The sequence below is a fragment of the Neptuniibacter sp. QD72_48 genome, from assembly GCF_047778065.1.
Classification (GTDB): Bacteria; Pseudomonadota; Gammaproteobacteria; order Pseudomonadales; family Balneatricaceae; genus Neptuniibacter.
The window spans coordinates 2,578,505-2,595,880 of sequence record NZ_CP180547.1; the positions used below are offsets into that span (position 1 = coordinate 2,578,505).

The window sequence follows — 17,376 nt, forward strand, 5'->3', positions numbered from 1 at the left end:
AGCTATAGATATTCCAATCACTAAACGGGCAGATCCCCTAGAATAGCCTTCGTTTCCATAAACTCTTCAATCCCGTACAGTCCCCACTCTCGACCGTTGCCCGATTGCTTATAACCACCAAATGGCGCTTTGATATCAACCGGCGCACCATTGAGATGAACCATACCGGTTCTCATTTGAACCGCGATTGATTTTGCTCGCGCCAAATCACTTGAGTAGACACCACCGGAAAGGCCATAAATACTGTCATTAGCGATTACTACCGCCTCTTCTTCAGAGCGATAAGTCATGATGCTAACCACCGGCCCAAATATCTCTTCTTGAGCAATGGTCATATCAGGCGTAACGCCTGCGAATACCGTCGGCTTTACATAACAGCCTAACGAACAACCTTCAGGTAAACCAATACCACCAGCAACAAGTTCAGCACCTTCATCCACGCCCTTTTGAATCAAAGCTTGTACGCGCTGCCATTGTAATTCTGATACCACCGGCCCCATCACTGTTTCTTCTGATTGCGGATCACCTACAACAATTGAATCCGCTGCTTTTTGGGCGATTTCAATAGTCTCATTCAAACGAGATTCTGGAACTAATAAGCGTGTTTGAGCATTACAAGACTGGCCCGAGTTACCCATCACCGCTCTTACACAACGAGAAATAACTTTAGAGAAATCAGCATCATCCAGAACAATGGCAGCGGACTTTCCGCCCAACTCTAAAGAGACCTTCTTCAAGTTTTCAGCTGCAGCAATAGAGACTTGTTTGCCTGCTTCTGTAGATCCCGTAAATGAGATCATATCGATCTTAGGGTGAGCACTCAGCGCAGCACCTACAGCTGGTCCCGTACCATCAATTAAATTGAATACGCCCGAAGGAACACCAGCTGCATGCATAATGTCTGCAAAGATATGCGCTGTGCGCGGGGCGATCTCACTAGGTTTTAGTACAACTGTACAACCTGCTGCAATAGCTGGAGCAACTTTGCAGGTAATTTGATTTAACGGCCAATTCCAAGGCGTAATAAGACCGCAAACACCAATCGGTTCTTTAACGATACGGGTCGACCCAATGACCTCAGTGAAATCATGCTTTTTAAGCAGACTTAAAGCCGCCTTTAAATGTCCTAACCCAGCCGGCACTTGAGCTTGGCGAGATAAACCTAATGGCGCGCCCATCTCTTCAGTAGTCGCCTCGACAAGTGCTTCGGCACGCTTTTCATATTCAGTAATAATACGCTGTAAAAGCGCGATTCTTTCTTCTTTGGAGGTTTGCGAGAAAGATGCAAAGGCAGCAACAGCTGCGTCAACAGCGAGATCGACATCATCATTATTGCCAAGGCTAATTTGAGAGACAACCTCATTGGTCGCCGGATTAAAAACATCCAAGACGTCATTGCCAGATGACTTAATCCATTCACCATTAATATAGAATTTTTTTAAATCATTCATATCTCTCTATCCTTTCTATCGTCTCTCAAACATAGACCATTCATGCCGAAGCAGACACAAAAAAAGCCGCGTTTGCGGCTTTTCTCATAGAAGCATTACACACCGATAATCGCTGCGATAAAACCGATCAAACCACCAAAGACACCACCCCAGACAACCAGCCAACCTAAATGTTCGCGAATCATCTGCTGTACAATCTCTTTGACCAAACTAGGCGTTAGTTCATCTAATCGCTGCTGAACAATGACTTCAACCTTTTCTTGCATCTCAGCCATAACATCAGGGCTTTCAAGTTCGTCTTTTAATAAAGTGATAAAGTTTTCATCACGTGTCATCTCTTCAATTGAGCTTTTCATTTTTTCCACAAATGGCTCTCTTAAAGGCTCAAGCGCATCGGTGCCACCCACCATGGCGAGCATGCCCCCAAATGGAGAGTTTTGGATAACCTCAATCAGCGAATCAAAAGTCGGTGCGAAATCGACTTTTTCAATTACCGGCGCTAAATGTAGATCAGGCTGCTTACCATTATCTGCACTTAGAAAACGCTCAATGTTCTCTTCAGTAAAAAACTGCTCCATCATTAATGTTTTGATGCCACGCTTAAAATCTTGGAAACGCGCAGGGATCACTCCTGAGCCATAAAGCCCTGGAACTTTCTCAAACAACATATGTACCGCTAACCAGTTGGTTAACGCGCCGGATAGAGCAAACAAGCCAACGGTCAATAACACACGATCATCTGTAATAAGACCTGCCGTAAATGCAATAAAGGCAAGCAGATTCGTTAGAAGGCTTTTATTCATCGGTATTCATCTCAAGAAATATTTTTTGGCGATCATATAAGGCTAAGGAGCGGTTTTAAAGCACTAAAACCTTAGATCAATTAGTGCATGATGCCAGTTTTATATTAAGAGTGGGATCTCAAATTGCCACATCATTATGCGTAGCACTAGGGAAACTACGAATAAGTCTCATACTTTCTCAGTGGGTTATAAAACGACCAGATACGCGAAAGCCAGCGCAGTGAAATGTCGAGACCTTTTCAAGTTCCCTGACATTATCGAAGCCATTTTCAGTTATAATCACTGTAATTTTTAAGTAGCCGAGCTAAAGCATGAACCGTAAGAAAAAAATTAAGCAGATCCACACCAAGCGACTAAAACAAGCTAAGGCTAAATTAGCGCCCAAAAACAACAAACCGCGCTACGTATCTAAAGCAGATAGAGCACGGCTTGAAGAAACCTCTGAAACTCCTTCAGAGGTTTAAACCATGACTTAAAAGCTCTCTTTAAACACATGCCAACGATAACGGCGAAAACTCTTACCCGCTTCAGCCATCATCGCTTTAGGCCCACACAGATAGCAGTCACCGACCTCAGCAGTAGAAAATGCTTCTGCTAAAGTCATCCAACAGGGCCGACCGATCTTAATATCCACCCCGTTCAAACCTTCTAGCCATTTAGGTAATTCCGCATTTTCACCTTGGGTTATATAGATAAAGATTTCAGATCGTTCTTTTTCTAACAGCACAGGTTTAAGCCACTCAAGGCGATCTATGTCTTTAACCACCCAAATCAACTGAGTATTCACACAATATTCTGCGTTGAGCCAATGCCAATAAGGGGTAATGCCAATACCCCCCGCAATCAGCAGGCGCTTTTTACTATGACGGCTTTGGCTCGCAGGAGAAGAATAAGGCCCCCTCAAGGACAATATACACTCGACATAATCACCAAGCGCCATAAGTTTGCGTGTCCAATCCCCCGCCACATTAATTTTGAGAGTCAACAAACCTTCGTCATAACTGACAATAGAGAAGGCATGCCATTCGGTTTTACTCACCACTGGAATTCGGACTTTGACATAATCGCCCGCATGTATTGCTTGCTTGAAATTAGTGCTGACCACGAGTTTTATTGTTTGTTCATCCAGTCGTTTCAGTTCGCCCTTACAATAATGCTGAACTGATAAACGTTGTACACTCCAGTCCCAAATCAGCAATACCCCAACTGGAGCCAGCCAATACCACTGTGGCACATGAAGTAACAACAAAGGCAGTGACCAATAACCTAATCGATGTAACGATTCAAAGTGGTGATAAACCCGCTTACGCACCACCGGAATAGAAGTCACACCAATCAACATAAATAGTACAAACAACAGTAAGCCGGTGACATTAATCCTAAATTGCCGAGACTGGATGCCGGAATAACTTAAACTCACCACTTCGTCATAAGTCACAAGCGGTAAAGATTGGATAGCATAAGTTTGAGTTGACGTTGTACTGTGACATTTAGTGCAATCATCTTTCATGATCGGGCGAATCTGCTTATGAAACATCGCTTCGGTGCGACCTGCTTTCACCCACTGATCAACAACATCGATCGACTCATCCTCAGTGACAAACTCATACATCGTGCTCCGCATAGATCGCACAAGATCTGACTCTGTTCCTAACAACGCATCAGTGAATGGAATATCCAGCGTAGTGTAATACTGCAGTTGGCTAGCGCCATGCCCCAAGGTAAAGATAACCAACAGATAACCTATCCATCGGTGCAAGCGCTTTTCATTTAAAATTTGATAACGTGCCCAACGACTAGAGCGTGCCCTTCTGAGCAAACTATTTAAAACCGGAAGCCACAATAAACAGAGCAAAACGAGTAACACTGCAGCGTTAGCATGGCTAATACGTAACCATATATTGGTGGTCTCGTTAGACTCATATTCAAAGCCTTCTACAAATTCGTACCCTACCAAAGGAATCACTGCGACAAGCAACACTGTAGAAAGTAAAAATGCTGGGCGATGCAGTCTAGAAAACAACAGCTCTATAAAACGGGAGATAAGCATAGGAAGATCTATTCAGCAGGCGGAACGAACTGGTTTTACTCAACCCAGCTCGCTCAACCCTATTCTGACTTACTTAGAGAAGTTCAGGCGTAGCGCCTTTTTATGGAAGATGTGATTGATTTGAGCGTTATCAAAAACCGTCACACCAAATAGATATTGCTTACCAAGATCAGAAAACTGTACATCCTGAATTTTGGACTTTGGATGCTCAGTCACCAACTTACGCTTGATCTCCAATGTCCAGAAGCCATCTTTCCATTCACCCCGTGCTTGCAGATCACCACGTGAACCCTCAGCAGCTTGCGCCACAATACCGCCAATTACAGCGCTAGGCTCAAAGTTATCGACAAACGGAACTTTGTTATCAGACATTACCCAGTATTTTGCTAAAGGATCGGCTTTTGCAGGCATCCAAGCAGGCGCAGTTTTATCTTTGTTGATATTATTTTTGTAACCACCACCTGTTTTCTCATCACTGTTGCGTCCCCACCCCTTATTTTCATTACGGAAATGGTTCACGTACTGATCATCAACTTGATAAACCGGGTTACTACGCGCACTCTTCCAGTGCCAAATATCGATTGTCTCATCAGGAGAGCGAGTGAAGTGACGGCCTGCCGAGGTATCTTTTATATCATCAACCATGCCATCTTCAGCTACGTGACACGAACGATCACAACCTTTTTTGGCAAAACCCTTTTCAGAAATATTCCAGAAAAACGCAAACTTATCTTCATAATAAGTATTACCGTGACCAGTAGAGTCCAAGTTCTTAAGCTGTTTCCAACTGCCATCTTCCTGTTTCACCCAAGGAAAGCGCTCCAAACTCAGCGTTGGATCGTTCCAACGTACGTGCATATATAGGTATTCATCATCATACATAGCACGTAATTCAACATCGCTTTCTTTAATCCCCTCATACCCGTTGTTTGGCTCATAAGGCAGTTCATCAACTGTAACGTGCAGCGGCTCAGTAATATTCCAAGCGTCTTCCGTCAATCCATCAATGGTTACAGCCCCCTGAATTCGCTTAGCCATCAAGGTGTTATCAGCAGCATAGACCCCATGACTGAACATAGCAGCCATTGTTATTAGCGTGATTTTTTTCACTTTTTATTACTCTTCCATAAATACAAATACAAATGAGAATGCTTATTATATTGAATATAGATTTAATTTAAACGTTTGTTTGACTGTATTTAAGGGTTTTATTTATTAGCAACTCACCTCTCTGACTGAACAAGACCCAATCAACAACCGGAACTGGCACACCCAGCGATCTACTGATAATATAAATACTGTATATGTAACCAGTATTTATTATGTTGCGCTTTATTCCTATCTACTCCAGCGCCGGTATCAGTGGTTTTGAATCACCTGCAGCTGAATATACCGAGCTAGCACTTTCACTCGATCAGTTACTCATTGATCACCCCCATGCAACCTACCTAGGCTTTGTTGAAGGTGGCTCTATGCGTGGTGTGGGGATATTTCCAAATGACCTACTTGTCGTTTCACGAGCCGAAACAGTAAAGGAAGGCGATGTAATCGTCGCCACATTAAATGGAAACTTCGTCTGTAAAATCGCCAGTATCAAAGAGAGAAAACTTCTCTCCTCTGCTCCTGGCCATAAACCCTATCAATTGTGCGAACAGGATGAATTTTCTATCGAGGGGGTGGTTACACGTTCTATTCGATTATTTCGCCCATTAAAGAAGGGACTTAACTAGGATGTACGCCCTGATTGATGCTTCCGGAATGTATGCCTCATGCGAGAAAATATTTGACCCCACAATCCGAAAGCGCCCTGTTGTCGTCCTTAGTAATAATGACGGCTGTATTGTCGCAACCTGCCCTATCGCAAAAAAAATGGGTATCCCTAAATTTGGCCCTTATTTCAAAATCAAAGACCAACTAGACAGAGCAGGCGTAGTTGCCAAATCCAGCAACTACGAACTTTATGCCGATATATCTTCACGCATGATGGAGCTCTGCGCCTCCTTTGCCCCAGAACAACACATCTACTCCATAGATGAATGTTTTTTACGCTTTGACCACTACATACCACCTGAAGGCTGGCATGAACTAGGTATGAAAATCAGAAGAAAGGTGTGGAAGGAAGTAAGGCTCCCCGTAGGCGTAGGCTTTGGCCCAACCCCAACCTTAGCAAAAGCAGCTAATCACGCCAGTAAAAAACTACCGGGCTTCAGCGGTGTTGCCGTTATCGACAACGATCAAATCAGAAAGCAGATTCTGCAGCAGATGGAAATTAGGGATGTTTGGGGAGTAGGACGACGTATAGGCGAGCGACTAAATTTTCTCGGCATCAAAACAGCTTGGCAGCTAGCGCAAACGAAACCCGCGTTGATGAAAAAGCACTTCTCCACCTTAATCGCTAATACAGTAGAAGAACTCAATCGCTTAACCAGAATAAGCTGGGACGATGTCCGCTCACCCAAAAAACAGATTTACTCCACACGCTCTTTTGGACAACGCATCACAGGACTCACCGATCTAAAACAGGCACTTGCTACACACGCAACCATCGCCGCGCAAAAGCTAAGAGCCCAAGAGAGTGCTACCAGCAATATCATTGTCTTTGCACACAACTCTATCCACGATAAGGAATCATTTTTTAAACGCTCTGCATTCCACCAATTTGCCACTCCAACCTGCGATACTGCAGTCATAGTGAAAGTAACAAGCCAACTGGCTGAGCAGATATATCAAGCAGGAATTAGATACTACAAAGCAGGTATAGGCCTTTTAGAAATCTCTACAGCTACACCCTATCAGCCAGATATATTTACCCCTTGCGCTGACCAACCTGAACTTATGAAATGCCTAGATCAAATCAATTCAAAATACGGTCGAGATACCCTCCATTTAGCCCGCCAAGGCATTCAACAAAACTTTAAAATGAAACGAGAGCTTCTATCTCCAAGGTATACTACGCGGATAGAAGATATTCCTGTGATTGGATGCGAGTGAACTCCAGATACCAAAAAGCCCCGCGGTTAAGCGAGGCTTTTTCGTTTTAATAGATGGCGGTCAGGGAGGGATTATTTCACCCCTTCGGGGCCGTGGTCGCAGGCTCCCACGTTGTCTCGCTGCGCTCGGCTCAAACCCTTTTCTCGGGTTCTCATCCCTCCAAACTTCAGATACAAAAAAGCCCCGCGGTTAAGCAAGGCTTTTTCGTTTTTAATAGATGGCGGTCAGGGAGGGATTATTTCACCCCTTCGGGGCCGTGGTCGCAGGCTCTCACGTTGTCTCGCTGCGCTCGGCTCAAACCCTCTTCTCGGGTTCTCATCCCTCCAAACTTCAGATACAAAAAAGCCCCGCGGTTAAGCAAGGCTTTTTCGTTTTTAATAGATGGCGGTCAGGGAGGGATTATTTCACCCCTTCGGGGCCGTGGTCGCAGGCTCTCACGTTGTCTCGCTGCGCTCGGCTCAAACCCTCTTCTCGGGTTCTCATCCCTCCAAACTTCAGATACAAAAAAGCCCCGCGGTTAAGCAAGGCTTTTTCGTTTTTAATAGATGGCGGTCAGGGAGGGATTCGAACCCTCGATACGTTTCCGTATACACACTTTCCAGGCGTGCTCCTTCGGCCACTCGGACACCTGACCATCCTGCAATTAGTGGAGCTGATATGCTCAACACCAACGCGGCGCGAATTGTATCACAGCACTGACTGACCGCAAGCGGTTTGGTTAAAAAAGGTAAACAATTTCAGTAATTCGTCCTACAAATATCAAAGGATCAATAAATAGCCTAGTTTTATTGGTTGTACACTGAACAGCTGTGAGTAAACTAAACACTCAAAAATAAAAAATTATAAATATAAAATCTAAAATGCGCCCCATAACTGACCTTAAAAGCACACTATTCAACTCCCTCTATCGAGCTGCTTTGATTAGCTGCTTATTTGCAGCCATGATCGTATTTGCATTGATCTTTCTTTCTATCGAAAAGGATCTTCGGCAAGAGGGTCAATACCTTGGGCAGTTAGTATTTAAAGATCTGCGCCAAGCGATGAATCAGGGCACCAGTTATGAGGAAGTTAATCAGCTCATAGATTCAATGAATGAGGATGCTCCCGATATCACCTATAGCATGTATCGCGGAGCAGCCGTTCAGCAACAGTTTGGTGGTGATCGAGCAATCACCGAAGAGATAAGCCAGCTGTTAGGCAGCAAACAGGATGCAACTCAGATCGAATCGCTGGATCAGATTCATTATTACCATGCTTTCAGATTTAAACAGGAATGCCTAGCCTGTCACACCGAGGCAAAGCTAGATGATATAGCCGGCGTGTTGGACGTTACCTTTCCCGCACACAGAGTCCGCCTTCCTGTAAGCGAAGTTCTGATGGGTTTATTCTTAGTCTTCTCTATTACCGTTATCTCTTCCTACCTCTTTATCTCTCGCGATCTTTTTGCCCATATAGTCAAACCTTTAAAACGCTTAGAAAGAAAGCTTAAAGAGACTGAAGGTCACCACAACCTTAATGAAAAGCTAGCTCTCGACTCAGAGCTAGAAGAGATCAATAGCATTGAGCACTCTTTTAACTCGCAACAGGCTTTATTGCAGACTGCATTTCAGCAAGTAGAAGAGCTATCTATCTACGATAAGTTAACGGGCACATACAGCCGTCATCAGTTGGAGCGATTACTCAGTGAAGAGAAATCTAGGGCTGATCGCCAGAATCGGCCTTTAACCATCAGCATGATTGATATGAATGGCTTTAAGCAGATCAATGATGTGTTTGGTCATCATGCCGGCGATTGCATACTGATTCACTTCTGCCAGATTCTGTCAGAGAACCTGCGCACGACAGACAAAGTCATTCGCTATGGTGGAGATGAGTTCATCATCCTATTACCAGACAGTTCGCAGGATGTAGCGAGTGAGCTTATTCAGCGTATTGAAGAGATCTCACACAGCAGCCCTTATCACTATAAAGGCCAAGGTATCATTGCGAAGTTCAGCTATGGCAGCGTGGAATACCCAAGCGAGTCCGATGCTGATGAAGCAAAAGATCTATTACAGATTGCAGATGAAAGAATGTATTCCGACAAACAACGTAGAAAACAGAAATAGCAGGGATAAAAAAGGCCCGGTTATAGAAAACCGGGCCAAGTAATACCTGGAAGGTATAAGATGTTTAATTAGTCAGCTTGACGACGTAAGAATGCAGGAATGTCTAAGAATTCCATGTCGTCAGTACCAGTCTTTTGCATAACTGGCTGTTCAGATTCTACTTCGCGATGAATCTCTACTGGTTGAGCACGTTCTCTTGGCTGGGAATCACGAGCAGTTCGCATTACTGCCGGCAACTCTAGCTGATCGAAATCAGACGCAGCGCCCGCAGCCGTTGCAACAGCAGATGCACGACCTGTGCCTGTGTTAACAACTTCTACATGCTGCTGTTCAGCTCGCCCCAAGCCTGTTGCAACCACTGTTACCGTAAGCTCGTCAGTAAGCTCAGGATCAATAACAGTACCTACAACGATAGTGGCGTTCTCGGAAGCATACTCTTCAACGATGTTACCCACTTCCGAGAACTCGCCTAAGCTCAGATCAAGACCAGCGGTGATATTTACCAAAATACCACTCGCCCCCTTCAGGTCTACGTCTTCTAGCAAAGGACTATTAATCGCAGCTTCCGTCGCTTCAGTCGCACGGTCTTCGCCACGGCCACTACCGCTACCCATCATCGCCATGCCCATTTCAGACATAACGGTGCGCACATCCGCAAAGTCGACGTTGATCATACCCGGACGGATAATCAGATCAGCGATACCTTGCACCGCGCCTTTCAATACATCGTTACATGTATTGAAAGCATTAATCAGACTGGTGTTTTTACCCAGTACTGGAAGTAACTTTTCATTCGGAATGATGATCAAAGAATCAACATTCTCTTTCAGTTCCTGTATACCTTCGTCCGCAATTTTAAGGCGTTTACGACCTTCAAATGAAAACGGCTTAGTTACTACAGCAACTGTTAAAATACCTAGGCTACGCGCAACTTCAGCTACGATTGGCGCTGCACCAGTACCTGTACCACCGCCCATACCAGCCGTGATAAATACCATGTCCGCACCATCTAGCATTTCAGCTAAACGCTCACGATCTTCAAGTGCAGCCTGACGGCCAACTTCTGGGTTTGCACCCGCACCAAGACCTTTTGTTAGTTCGCCACCGATCTGGATAACTGTTTTAGAATGCATGTTATCCAAAGCTTGGGCATCTGTATTTGCACAGATGAACTCAACACCATCTACTGAAGAGCTAACCATGTGCTGAACAGCGTTACCGCCGCCACCGCCGACACCTACAACTTTAATTACGGCGCTTTGAGGAATGCTATCCGCTAACTCAAACATACCGATCTCCTTCCAGATTATGCGCTTTTATAATTGAACAGCGCTTAGTTATTTTCTATTCCGATTAGCCTTGACTGGGATCAGAAATTGCCCTGAAACCACGTCTTCATCTTGCTTAGTACGCTTGCTTGTTCGACCAGTTCGATCTCTGCAACTTCAGGTTGTGCAGGCTCGCCGCCCTGATCTTCATGCGCGTACTGAAGTAACCCGATACTTGTTGCAAAAATTGGGTTACCTAAAATATCTTCCATTCCACGAACACCATGCGGTGATGCCAGGCGAACCGGCATGTGGAAAATTTCCTCTGCTAACTCAACCGCACCTTCCATTTTGGAAGTACCGCCAGTTAACACAATGCCCGCCGCAACCAGATCTTCAAAACCGCTGCGACGCAACTCTGCTTGTACTAGATTGAAAAGTTCTTCATAACGCGGCTCAACAACTTCAGCGAGCGCCTGACGCGACAATGTGCGCGCTGGACGATCACCGACACCAGGTACCATGATGGTTTCATCAGGACCTGCTAACTGCGCCAAAGCACAAGCATATTTAATCTTTATCTCTTCCGCGTGCTGCATAGGTGTACGTAAAGCCATCGCGATGTCATTAGTCACCTGGTCACCCGCAATAGGGATCACAGCGGTATGACGAATCGCACCACCTGTAAAGATCGAAATATCAGAAGTACCACCACCGATATCGACCATACAAACGCCGAGTTCTTTTTCATCTTCAGTCAAAACAGAGTAACTGGATGCAACTTGCTCCAGCACTAAGTTATCAACCTCTAAACCGCAACGGCGTACACACTTCTCGATATTCTGCGCGGCATTCACCGAACCTGTAACTAGGTGAACTTTGGCTTCTAAACGTACGCCCGACATTCCTAGTGGTTCACGAATACCTTCGGAATTATCGATTTCATATTCTTGCGGCAAGATATGCAGAATCTTCTGATCAGCAGGAATCGCTACTGCACGGGCAGCATCGATTACGCGATCAAGATCGTAATCTGTTACTTCACGGTCACGAACAGCCACAATACCGTGAGAGTTAAGGCTATTAATATGACTACCGGCGATACCCGCTGTTACAGAGTGAACTTTGCACCCTGCCATCAACTCAGCTTCTTCTACTGCACGCTGGATAGAACTCACTGTTGATTCAATATTCACCACCACGCCTTTCTTCAAACCGCGAGACGGATGTGAACCAATACCAACAATATCGATTGAGCCGTCGATATTGATCTCTCCCACAAGGCAAACCACCTTGGAAGTCCCAATATCTAGCGCAACGATCATATTAGAGTGAGCTGTCATATATTCAGTGCCAACAATATTATTTCAAGCAACCTTAATTTTACTTATAACTAAAAACAAACCAACCTTTTTTCGATGAATTTTTTTAAATTCTGAAAGTTTATTTGCCCGTAAAATCAATTCATAAAAAAACACTATCTTTTCTTATCGGCACCTTGCGGAAATTGTTGAGAAAATTTTTCCTATAAATTTCAAACAACTACGTTCACTCACTCCAGCATCAGGCTTGATTGTTTTAAATATAATCAACCGTTTCAATAGGTTAAAAAAACAACAAAAATCAAAATCTAATTTTGATTAATTAGCTATAAATCAAAACTTAATTTTGATTATTAATAAAAATATCAAAAACAAGTTTTGAATAATCATATAAATTCAATATTTAATTTTGATGATTTGCAAACATATCAATATTAAATATTGATTATCTCCCTATTAATTAATGCTCATTAAATAACCAATAAAATTGTGCAAAACTGTATGAATTTTGTTCAACACACTCAAATTCATCTCTAAAAGGCAATGATTTCTTGATGGTATAAGACGGATATTCAAACCCAGCAAACAAGCTCAAAACAGGACTCAGCAGAGAGCCCTAGAAAGCATAAAGAGGATAAAACTGAGAAAGGGGTAAACAGCTCAGAAAGAGCTTTTTTAGTAATGATAGGCGCTATCGATTTCACGCCAATTTGAACCGCTGTTATCTAAGTAAGTACGAATGGTCGTTTCGCCATCTGCAAGGTAGCTACTGTCGAGAAAGTTATTCAAAACAGCCTCTCCCTGCGACGCAGCCGCCTTTAAGCAGAAGGACAGATAACGAGGGAATGGCAGAATATCGTTTCGCCATAGGTTACCCGCATAAAACTGCCCTACACGCTCATGATATTCTTGCTCACTGCGGCATTTACTATAGCGGTAGTGTTGATCAGTTGAGCCTGTGCACATCAGCCCTGTCTCGCTTTGACCATCAGTAAAAGTTTCTACTTCCACCCAGTTAAACCGATGCTCGCGTTCGAACAGCGCTTCATACTCTTCTTGAGTACAATCAAACTGGCTACAAATAATCTCACAATCGGATGCAGGTAAAGTCGAGCAGGAGGCTAACTGTAAAGAGTCTGGATCAGCCTTATGCCGACTGATAAACACCACACCGACTTTATTGAAGATGCGTTTGTAACCCGGAACAGTTACGATCCTAAAGTTTGTTAGGCCAGGAATGGTTTCCCTTGCGGAGGCTTCAGATAGTAGAGAGCCATATCCAACAATACTTATCATATCGCTCTCCTATCAATGTTACTGATCAGATTCTAAAGCGCGCTCAACAAGCTCTGCATTAAGCTTCTTCTTGCCATCAGCACCAAGGCTTTGCAGCATGGTCACTTGGCTCACCAAATTACCACGCCCCGTTGATAGCCGCTTATTCGCGGTATCAAAAGCTGCTTGCGTTCTTTGCAGGTTACGCCCTACTTCATCCAAAGCGTCAATAAAGCCAACGAATTTGTCGTACAGCTCACCACCTCTGCGGGCGATCTCTTGAGCATTTTGATTTTGATGTTCGTAACGCCAGATATTGTGGATAGTTCTCAACGTCACCATCAATGTCGCAGGGCTCACCAACATAATGTTCCGATCAAACGCTTCTTTAAACAGATTAGGTTCTTTCTCTAACGCCAACAAGAAAGCGCCTTCCACAGGAATAAACAAAAGCACGAAATCGAGAGAGCGAATACCTTCTAGCCCTTGGTAAGCTTTATCGCTCAGTCCTTTAATATGACCACGCATCGAGATCAAATGTTCACGCAACATGCGCTCACGCAGATCTTTATCATCAGTCGAGCAGTATTGTTCGTAAGCGGTAAGGGAAACCTTCGAGTCGACGATCACATCTTTACCATCCGGCAGATGAATCACCGCATCAGGCTGGTAGCGTTTACCTTGAACAGATGCTGATACCTGCAGCTCAAACTCGTAGCCTTTGCGTAAACCCGATTCCTCTAAGGCACGCTCTAGTACAACTTCGCCCCAGTTACCCTGAGTTTTATTTTCGCCTTTCAGGGCTTGAGTTAGATTGATCGCATCTTCACTCATCTGCTGGTTAAGCTGTTTTAGATGAGAAATCTGCTCATAGAGAGCTCGACGATCCTTGGACTCTTTATCGTAAACATCTTCAACACGACGCTTAAACTCACCTAACTGCTCTTTCAGAGGTGTCAGCAGGTGCCCCATATTTTCTTGATTACTCTGAGTGAATCGTTGAGCTTTCTCTTCAAAAATACGATTAGCTAGATTCTGGAACTCTTGCTTTAACTGTTGGCGAGCTTGCTCTAACACTTGAAGCTTTTCAGAATGCGCTTCTTGAGTCGCCTCATACCTCGCTTCAAGATCCGCAATCACTTCATTACGATCAGCCAACTCAAACTTGGTTTGCTCCAAGCGTTTATCAAGCTGATGCTTTTCTGTAAGCGTGTCACGTAGTCTTGGTTCTAACGCATGTAAGCGCTCTTCGATACGTGCTTTTTGGATAGATACTTCATGATAGGCAGATTGCTGTGCAGCCAACTCAGTTTCGAGTTTAGCTTTTAACGAGATTATTGTGGTCTCGCTTTCAGCAACCTGCTGTAAGAGGTCTTCTTTTTGGGAAGTCAGATGCCTGTACATAAAGAAGAACAGGCATCCTGTAATCAATACGCCTAGCAGCAAACTATTCAGATCAAATGAAGCTAGCAGCTCAGGCATAGAAAATTACCAATAGAGATATAAAACGACTAGGGAAACCGCAGAAATAATCGATGACATAAACAGCGTTTTCAACTCACCCAGCATCGGCTGAAGAATAACTAAATGAACCACTGGGAAAGTGATAAACATACATAGCAGTGGGATCCACCAGTCTAGGTTGCTGAAACCGTACGCCATAGAGAACAGCAATGCGACAGCAGCAAGGTTACCCGCCATAACGATCGTCATCAAACCGTTACGTTTATGCGCGAATTCAGGCTTATCCTCTTCAGGTAGTTTATTGATAGCACCAGCGCTTAACGCACCAGACATAGAGAACACACCTGAGACTAGAAAAATGATAAGAGGATCGATACTAGGCACACTAAACTCCAGAACATTGCGGATCATTTAATAACTACGCCCATGTCAGATCTTTTTCAGGCGCTCATGGCGGGCTATTGTAAGGCTTTTCAGGCCCACTGTTAAGAAACGGCTCCCTTTTGCATCTATTATTAGATGAGATTAAAATCCCGCCTCAATTCCATGTACACGGATTTTTAATGCAGGTTTTCAAAAGCTTACGCAAACTGCTCAACCGTCATTTCAAGAACATGAAATGGCAGGCTGTATTGGCGCTGCTTCTATTATATGGCCTAAGTAGCTGGTTGCTTTTGGAATGGGCGGGTGAATCCAACCTCACCGGCTCGGACTATATCTACTGGTTAATCGTAACGGCTTCGACTGTGGGCTACGGAGATCTATCTCCCGAAACAGCAACAGGCAAAGCATTAGTCGCTTTCTATATTATTCCTTTCGGTCTTGGTCTATTTGCACTCATCGTCGGTAAGTTTGCTGCATTCAGTGCTTTTCAGTGGAGAAAAGGTGTTATGGGTCTTAAAGAACTCAACCTCTCAAATCATATCGTCGTCGTTGGCTGGAACGAAGTTCGTACCCTGCCTCTTCTTAAACTTCTCCAGACAGAAGCTAAGAACAACCTTAATCGAGAGATCTGTTTGTGTGTCGCTGATGAGATGGAAAACCCGATGCCGGGCCATATCGAATTTGTTCGTACCGTTTCACTAAACGATGATGAAGGCTTAAATCGTGCAAATATTGAAGATGCCTCAACAATCATCATCGATTGTGCACATGATGATCAGACACTCAGCGCGGCTTTAAATATTTACAATCGCAATCCTCAAGCACACATCATCACCTACTTCAGGGATGAAAGCTTGAGCAATCTGCTTAAACAGCACTGCCCTACCATAGAGTGCACGCCATCTGTATCTACAGAGATGTTAGTAAAATCAGCGATGGACCCAGGCTCCAGTATTTTGCATCACGAACTTCTCAACACAACTACAGGTATGACCCAGTTCTCCGTTGTCGTACCTGAAGGTTTGCCAGAGATGTCTGTGCGTGATCTATACGTGCCATTAAAAGAAAATTATGGCGCGACCCTGATCGCTGTTGATCTAGATAACGACGGTAAACCTGAAGTGAACCCTTCACTCGATAAACGCGTTAGATCAGGCTGCACTATTTATTACATCGCACAGTCCCGTTTAAAAGCTTTGGACTGGGCTGCAATTACCCAACTTTCATAGTTTTTAGGAGTCTCGCATGGACGCTCTATTTATCGGGCTAATCAACTTTACTATCTATTTCGGCCTTTCACTGGTTGCCCTACTACTATTCAAAGTCATCTATACCTTCCTGACTCCTTATGATGACTGGGCACTGGTTAAAGAAAAAAACATGGCCGCAGCCTGCGCGCTTTCCGGTGCAACGGTTGGTTTCACCATTGCCCTAGCTAGCGCCATTAGCAACTCCGTATCTTTAATCGATTTTGCTGTATGGGCTGTGGTAGCGCTTGTCGCTCAGTTAATCGCTTATCTAGTTGTACGTTTGTTTATGCCGAAAATCACCCAACGCATCCAAGATGGAGAAACACCTGCCGGTATCGTGCTGGGTGCGGTATCTATTGCTATCGGTATCCTTAATGCTGCCTCTATGACCTACTAAGGAGGCATCAGGGATGAAACGTACAAAAATAAACCATCTGCAAAAAAGTGATTTTGCATTTGATGCTAAATGGCTGAAAAACGGACTACGTCTATCAGCTGTCGCTACTGGTGCTGCACTACTGAGTGGCTGTGATTCTGAAGATGGTTACATCTACAAATCAGTCACTGCATGTGAACTAGATAACCCAGGCTATGACGATAGATGTGAAAGCGCCTATCAAAAAGCGCTAGCAGATTGGAAACGCACCGCACCTCGATATCGTAGTGAAAGCAACTGCGCTTACGATTTCGGTAACCACCAGTGCTTTGAATACTCCCCCTACTTTATTCCCCTAATGGCGGGCTTTATGTTGGGCGAAAATCATCGTACCGAGGAAGACTTCGATCTCGATTTCGACCGACCTAGAGGCTTAGGCTATAGCACCCGAAGAGGCACCCCTGCTTTTCATCGTTGGGTAAGCTCATCCGGTGACATGTTTGGTGATTACCATAAGAACAAAGTTAAGGTCAGCTCCTCAGCATTCAAAGGCAGTAAAGGTAGTGCCCGTGTTATGGGGCGCGGTGGTTTTGGTAAAACCATCTCCAGTCGTTCTTACGGCGGTTAATCTATA

At 44.3% G+C, this 17,376-nt stretch carries 16 protein-coding genes, 1 tRNA gene and 3 other RNA genes; 7 read left to right on the forward strand and 13 right to left on the reverse strand.

Annotated features, from left to right (window positions below; translation table 11 throughout):
- Positions 1–20: 20 nt before the first annotated feature.
- Both ACMXYX_RS11595 and ACMXYX_RS11600 read right to left on the reverse strand, forming a co-directional pair.
- Positions 21–1,451, reverse strand: a complete 1,431-nt coding sequence (locus ACMXYX_RS11595) for an aldehyde dehydrogenase family protein (protein WP_415906019.1) — start codon at positions 1,449–1,451, stop codon at positions 21–23.
- A gap of 95 nt (positions 1,452–1,546) precedes the next feature.
- Entirely contained in the window at positions 1,547–2,254 is a 708-nt protein-coding gene (locus tag ACMXYX_RS11600) for a DUF445 domain-containing protein (RefSeq protein WP_415881762.1), read from the reverse strand.
- Between the two features lie 311 nt (positions 2,255–2,565).
- On the opposite strand from ACMXYX_RS11600, the gene ACMXYX_RS11605 reads away from it, so the two are divergent.
- Positions 2,566–2,718 (forward strand): DUF2986 domain-containing protein, encoded by a 153-nt coding sequence (locus tag ACMXYX_RS11605; protein ID WP_415881763.1) that lies wholly within the window; start codon positions 2,566–2,568, stop codon positions 2,716–2,718.
- An 8-nt stretch (positions 2,719–2,726) separates the two neighbouring features.
- Here the strand turns inward: ACMXYX_RS11605 and ACMXYX_RS11610 are convergent, their stop codons facing one another.
- Together ACMXYX_RS11610 and ACMXYX_RS11615 are read right to left on the reverse strand one after the other, a co-directional pair.
- Positions 2,727–4,304, reverse strand: coding sequence for an NADPH oxidase family protein (locus tag ACMXYX_RS11610; RefSeq protein ID WP_415896583.1), 1,578 nt, complete (start codon positions 4,302–4,304; stop codon positions 2,727–2,729).
- A gap of 69 nt (positions 4,305–4,373) precedes the next feature.
- The gene (locus ACMXYX_RS11615; protein ID WP_415896584.1) at positions 4,374–5,414 is read right to left on the reverse strand and encodes an ethylbenzene dehydrogenase-related protein; all 1,041 of its coding nucleotides are present in this window, start codon (positions 5,412–5,414) and stop codon (positions 4,374–4,376) included.
- Positions 5,415–5,626: 212 nt separating this feature from the next.
- On the opposite strand from ACMXYX_RS11615, the gene ACMXYX_RS11620 reads away from it, so the two are divergent.
- Positions 5,627–6,034 (forward strand): S24 family peptidase, encoded by a 408-nt coding sequence (locus ACMXYX_RS11620; RefSeq protein WP_415892045.1) that lies wholly within the window; start codon positions 5,627–5,629, stop codon positions 6,032–6,034.
- A 1-nt stretch (position 6,035) separates the two neighbouring features.
- Entirely contained in the window at positions 6,036–7,295 is a 1,260-nt protein-coding gene (locus ACMXYX_RS11625) for a Y-family DNA polymerase (protein WP_415896585.1), read from the forward strand.
- 54 nt (positions 7,296–7,349) lie between these two features.
- On the opposite strand, the gene ACMXYX_RS11630 is transcribed toward ACMXYX_RS11625, so the two are convergent.
- From ACMXYX_RS11630 to ACMXYX_RS11645, 4 genes are all read right to left on the reverse strand, one after another.
- Positions 7,350–7,471: non-coding RNA, RtT sRNA (locus ACMXYX_RS11630), on the reverse strand.
- Positions 7,472–7,513: 42 nt separating this feature from the next.
- Positions 7,514–7,635: non-coding RNA, RtT sRNA (locus ACMXYX_RS11635), on the reverse strand.
- A 42-nt stretch (positions 7,636–7,677) separates the two neighbouring features.
- A non-coding RNA gene (locus ACMXYX_RS11640) (RtT sRNA) lies at positions 7,678–7,799 on the reverse strand.
- A gap of 42 nt (positions 7,800–7,841) precedes the next feature.
- A tRNA-Ser gene (locus ACMXYX_RS11645) sits at positions 7,842–7,929 on the reverse strand.
- Between the two features lie 226 nt (positions 7,930–8,155).
- Between ACMXYX_RS11645 and ACMXYX_RS11650 the strand changes: the two genes are divergently transcribed.
- Positions 8,156–9,403 carry a GGDEF domain-containing protein gene (locus ACMXYX_RS11650; protein ID WP_415906020.1) on the forward strand — a complete coding sequence of 416 codons (1,248 nt, stop codon included), beginning with the start codon at positions 8,156–8,158 and terminating at the stop codon, positions 9,401–9,403.
- A gap of 68 nt (positions 9,404–9,471) precedes the next feature.
- Here ACMXYX_RS11650 and ftsZ read toward each other — a convergent pair whose 3' ends face one another.
- The 5 genes from ftsZ to ACMXYX_RS11675 all read right to left on the reverse strand — a co-directional run bounded on the left by ftsZ (position 9,472) and on the right by ACMXYX_RS11675 (position 15,143).
- On the reverse strand, positions 9,472–10,692 hold the full coding sequence (ftsZ, locus tag ACMXYX_RS11655; protein WP_415881769.1) for a cell division protein FtsZ: 1,221 nt from the start codon (positions 10,690–10,692) through the stop codon (positions 9,472–9,474).
- Positions 10,693–10,772: 80 nt separating this feature from the next.
- The gene (gene ftsA, locus ACMXYX_RS11660) at positions 10,773–12,014 is read right to left on the reverse strand and encodes a cell division protein FtsA (protein WP_415881770.1); all 1,242 of its coding nucleotides are present in this window, start codon (positions 12,012–12,014) and stop codon (positions 10,773–10,775) included.
- A gap of 654 nt (positions 12,015–12,668) precedes the next feature.
- Complete coding sequence (locus ACMXYX_RS11665) at positions 12,669–13,289, reverse strand: gamma-glutamylcyclotransferase (RefSeq protein ID WP_415896587.1); 621 nt, start codon at positions 13,287–13,289, stop codon at positions 12,669–12,671.
- 18 nt (positions 13,290–13,307) lie between these two features.
- Positions 13,308–14,750, reverse strand: a complete 1,443-nt coding sequence (gene rmuC / locus ACMXYX_RS11670) for a DNA recombination protein RmuC (protein WP_415896588.1) — start codon at positions 14,748–14,750, stop codon at positions 13,308–13,310.
- Positions 14,751–14,756: 6 nt separating this feature from the next.
- On the reverse strand, positions 14,757–15,143 hold the full coding sequence (locus tag ACMXYX_RS11675; RefSeq protein WP_415881773.1) for a hypothetical protein: 387 nt from the start codon (positions 15,141–15,143) through the stop codon (positions 14,757–14,759).
- A gap of 152 nt (positions 15,144–15,295) precedes the next feature.
- Between ACMXYX_RS11675 and ACMXYX_RS11680 the strand changes: the two genes are divergently transcribed.
- The 3 genes from ACMXYX_RS11680 to ACMXYX_RS11690 are packed head-to-tail and all read left to right on the forward strand — an operon-like array spanning position 15,296 to position 17,370.
- Positions 15,296–16,345 (forward strand): ion channel, encoded by a 1,050-nt coding sequence (locus tag ACMXYX_RS11680; RefSeq protein ID WP_415906021.1) that lies wholly within the window; start codon positions 15,296–15,298, stop codon positions 16,343–16,345.
- A gap of 16 nt (positions 16,346–16,361) precedes the next feature.
- Positions 16,362–16,763, forward strand: coding sequence for a DUF350 domain-containing protein (locus tag ACMXYX_RS11685; RefSeq protein ID WP_415906022.1), 402 nt, complete (start codon positions 16,362–16,364; stop codon positions 16,761–16,763).
- 13 nt (positions 16,764–16,776) lie between these two features.
- Complete coding sequence (locus ACMXYX_RS11690; RefSeq protein WP_415906023.1) at positions 16,777–17,370, forward strand: DUF1190 domain-containing protein; 594 nt, start codon at positions 16,777–16,779, stop codon at positions 17,368–17,370.
- Positions 17,371–17,376 lie beyond the last annotated feature (6 nt).

What these genes read in the sequence shown, in the direction of transcription:
- ACMXYX_RS11610 (WP_415896583.1), bottom strand. Translation starts at nt 4,304, where the DNA reads ATGCTTATCTCCCGTTTTATAGAGCTGTTGTTTTCTAGACTGCATCGC.
- ACMXYX_RS11685 (WP_415906022.1), top strand. Translation starts at nt 16,362, where the DNA reads ATGGACGCTCTATTTATCGGGCTAATCAACTTTACTATCTATTTCGGC.
- rmuC (WP_415896588.1), bottom strand. Translation starts at nt 14,750, where the DNA reads ATGCCTGAGCTGCTAGCTTCATTTGATCTGAATAGTTTGCTGCTAGGC.
- ACMXYX_RS11680 (WP_415906021.1), top strand. Translation starts at nt 15,296, where the DNA reads ATGCAGGTTTTCAAAAGCTTACGCAAACTGCTCAACCGTCATTTCAAG.
- ftsA (WP_415881770.1), bottom strand. Translation starts at nt 12,014, where the DNA reads ATGACAGCTCACTCTAATATGATCGTTGCGCTAGATATTGGGACTTCC.
- ACMXYX_RS11620 (WP_415892045.1), top strand. Translation starts at nt 5,627, where the DNA reads ATGTTGCGCTTTATTCCTATCTACTCCAGCGCCGGTATCAGTGGTTTT.
- ACMXYX_RS11605 (WP_415881763.1), top strand. Translation starts at nt 2,566, where the DNA reads ATGAACCGTAAGAAAAAAATTAAGCAGATCCACACCAAGCGACTAAAA.
- ACMXYX_RS11600 (WP_415881762.1), bottom strand. Translation starts at nt 2,254, where the DNA reads ATGAATAAAAGCCTTCTAACGAATCTGCTTGCCTTTATTGCATTTACG.
- ACMXYX_RS11690 (WP_415906023.1), top strand. Translation starts at nt 16,777, where the DNA reads ATGAAACGTACAAAAATAAACCATCTGCAAAAAAGTGATTTTGCATTT.
- ACMXYX_RS11595 (WP_415906019.1), bottom strand. Translation starts at nt 1,451, where the DNA reads ATGAATGATTTAAAAAAATTCTATATTAATGGTGAATGGATTAAGTCA.
- ACMXYX_RS11625 (WP_415896585.1), top strand. Translation starts at nt 6,036, where the DNA reads ATGTACGCCCTGATTGATGCTTCCGGAATGTATGCCTCATGCGAGAAA.
- ACMXYX_RS11650 (WP_415906020.1), top strand. Translation starts at nt 8,156, where the DNA reads ATGCGCCCCATAACTGACCTTAAAAGCACACTATTCAACTCCCTCTAT.
- ACMXYX_RS11665 (WP_415896587.1), bottom strand. Translation starts at nt 13,289, where the DNA reads ATGATAAGTATTGTTGGATATGGCTCTCTACTATCTGAAGCCTCCGCA.
- ACMXYX_RS11675 (WP_415881773.1), bottom strand. Translation starts at nt 15,143, where the DNA reads ATGATCCGCAATGTTCTGGAGTTTAGTGTGCCTAGTATCGATCCTCTT.
- ftsZ (WP_415881769.1), bottom strand. Translation starts at nt 10,692, where the DNA reads ATGTTTGAGTTAGCGGATAGCATTCCTCAAAGCGCCGTAATTAAAGTT.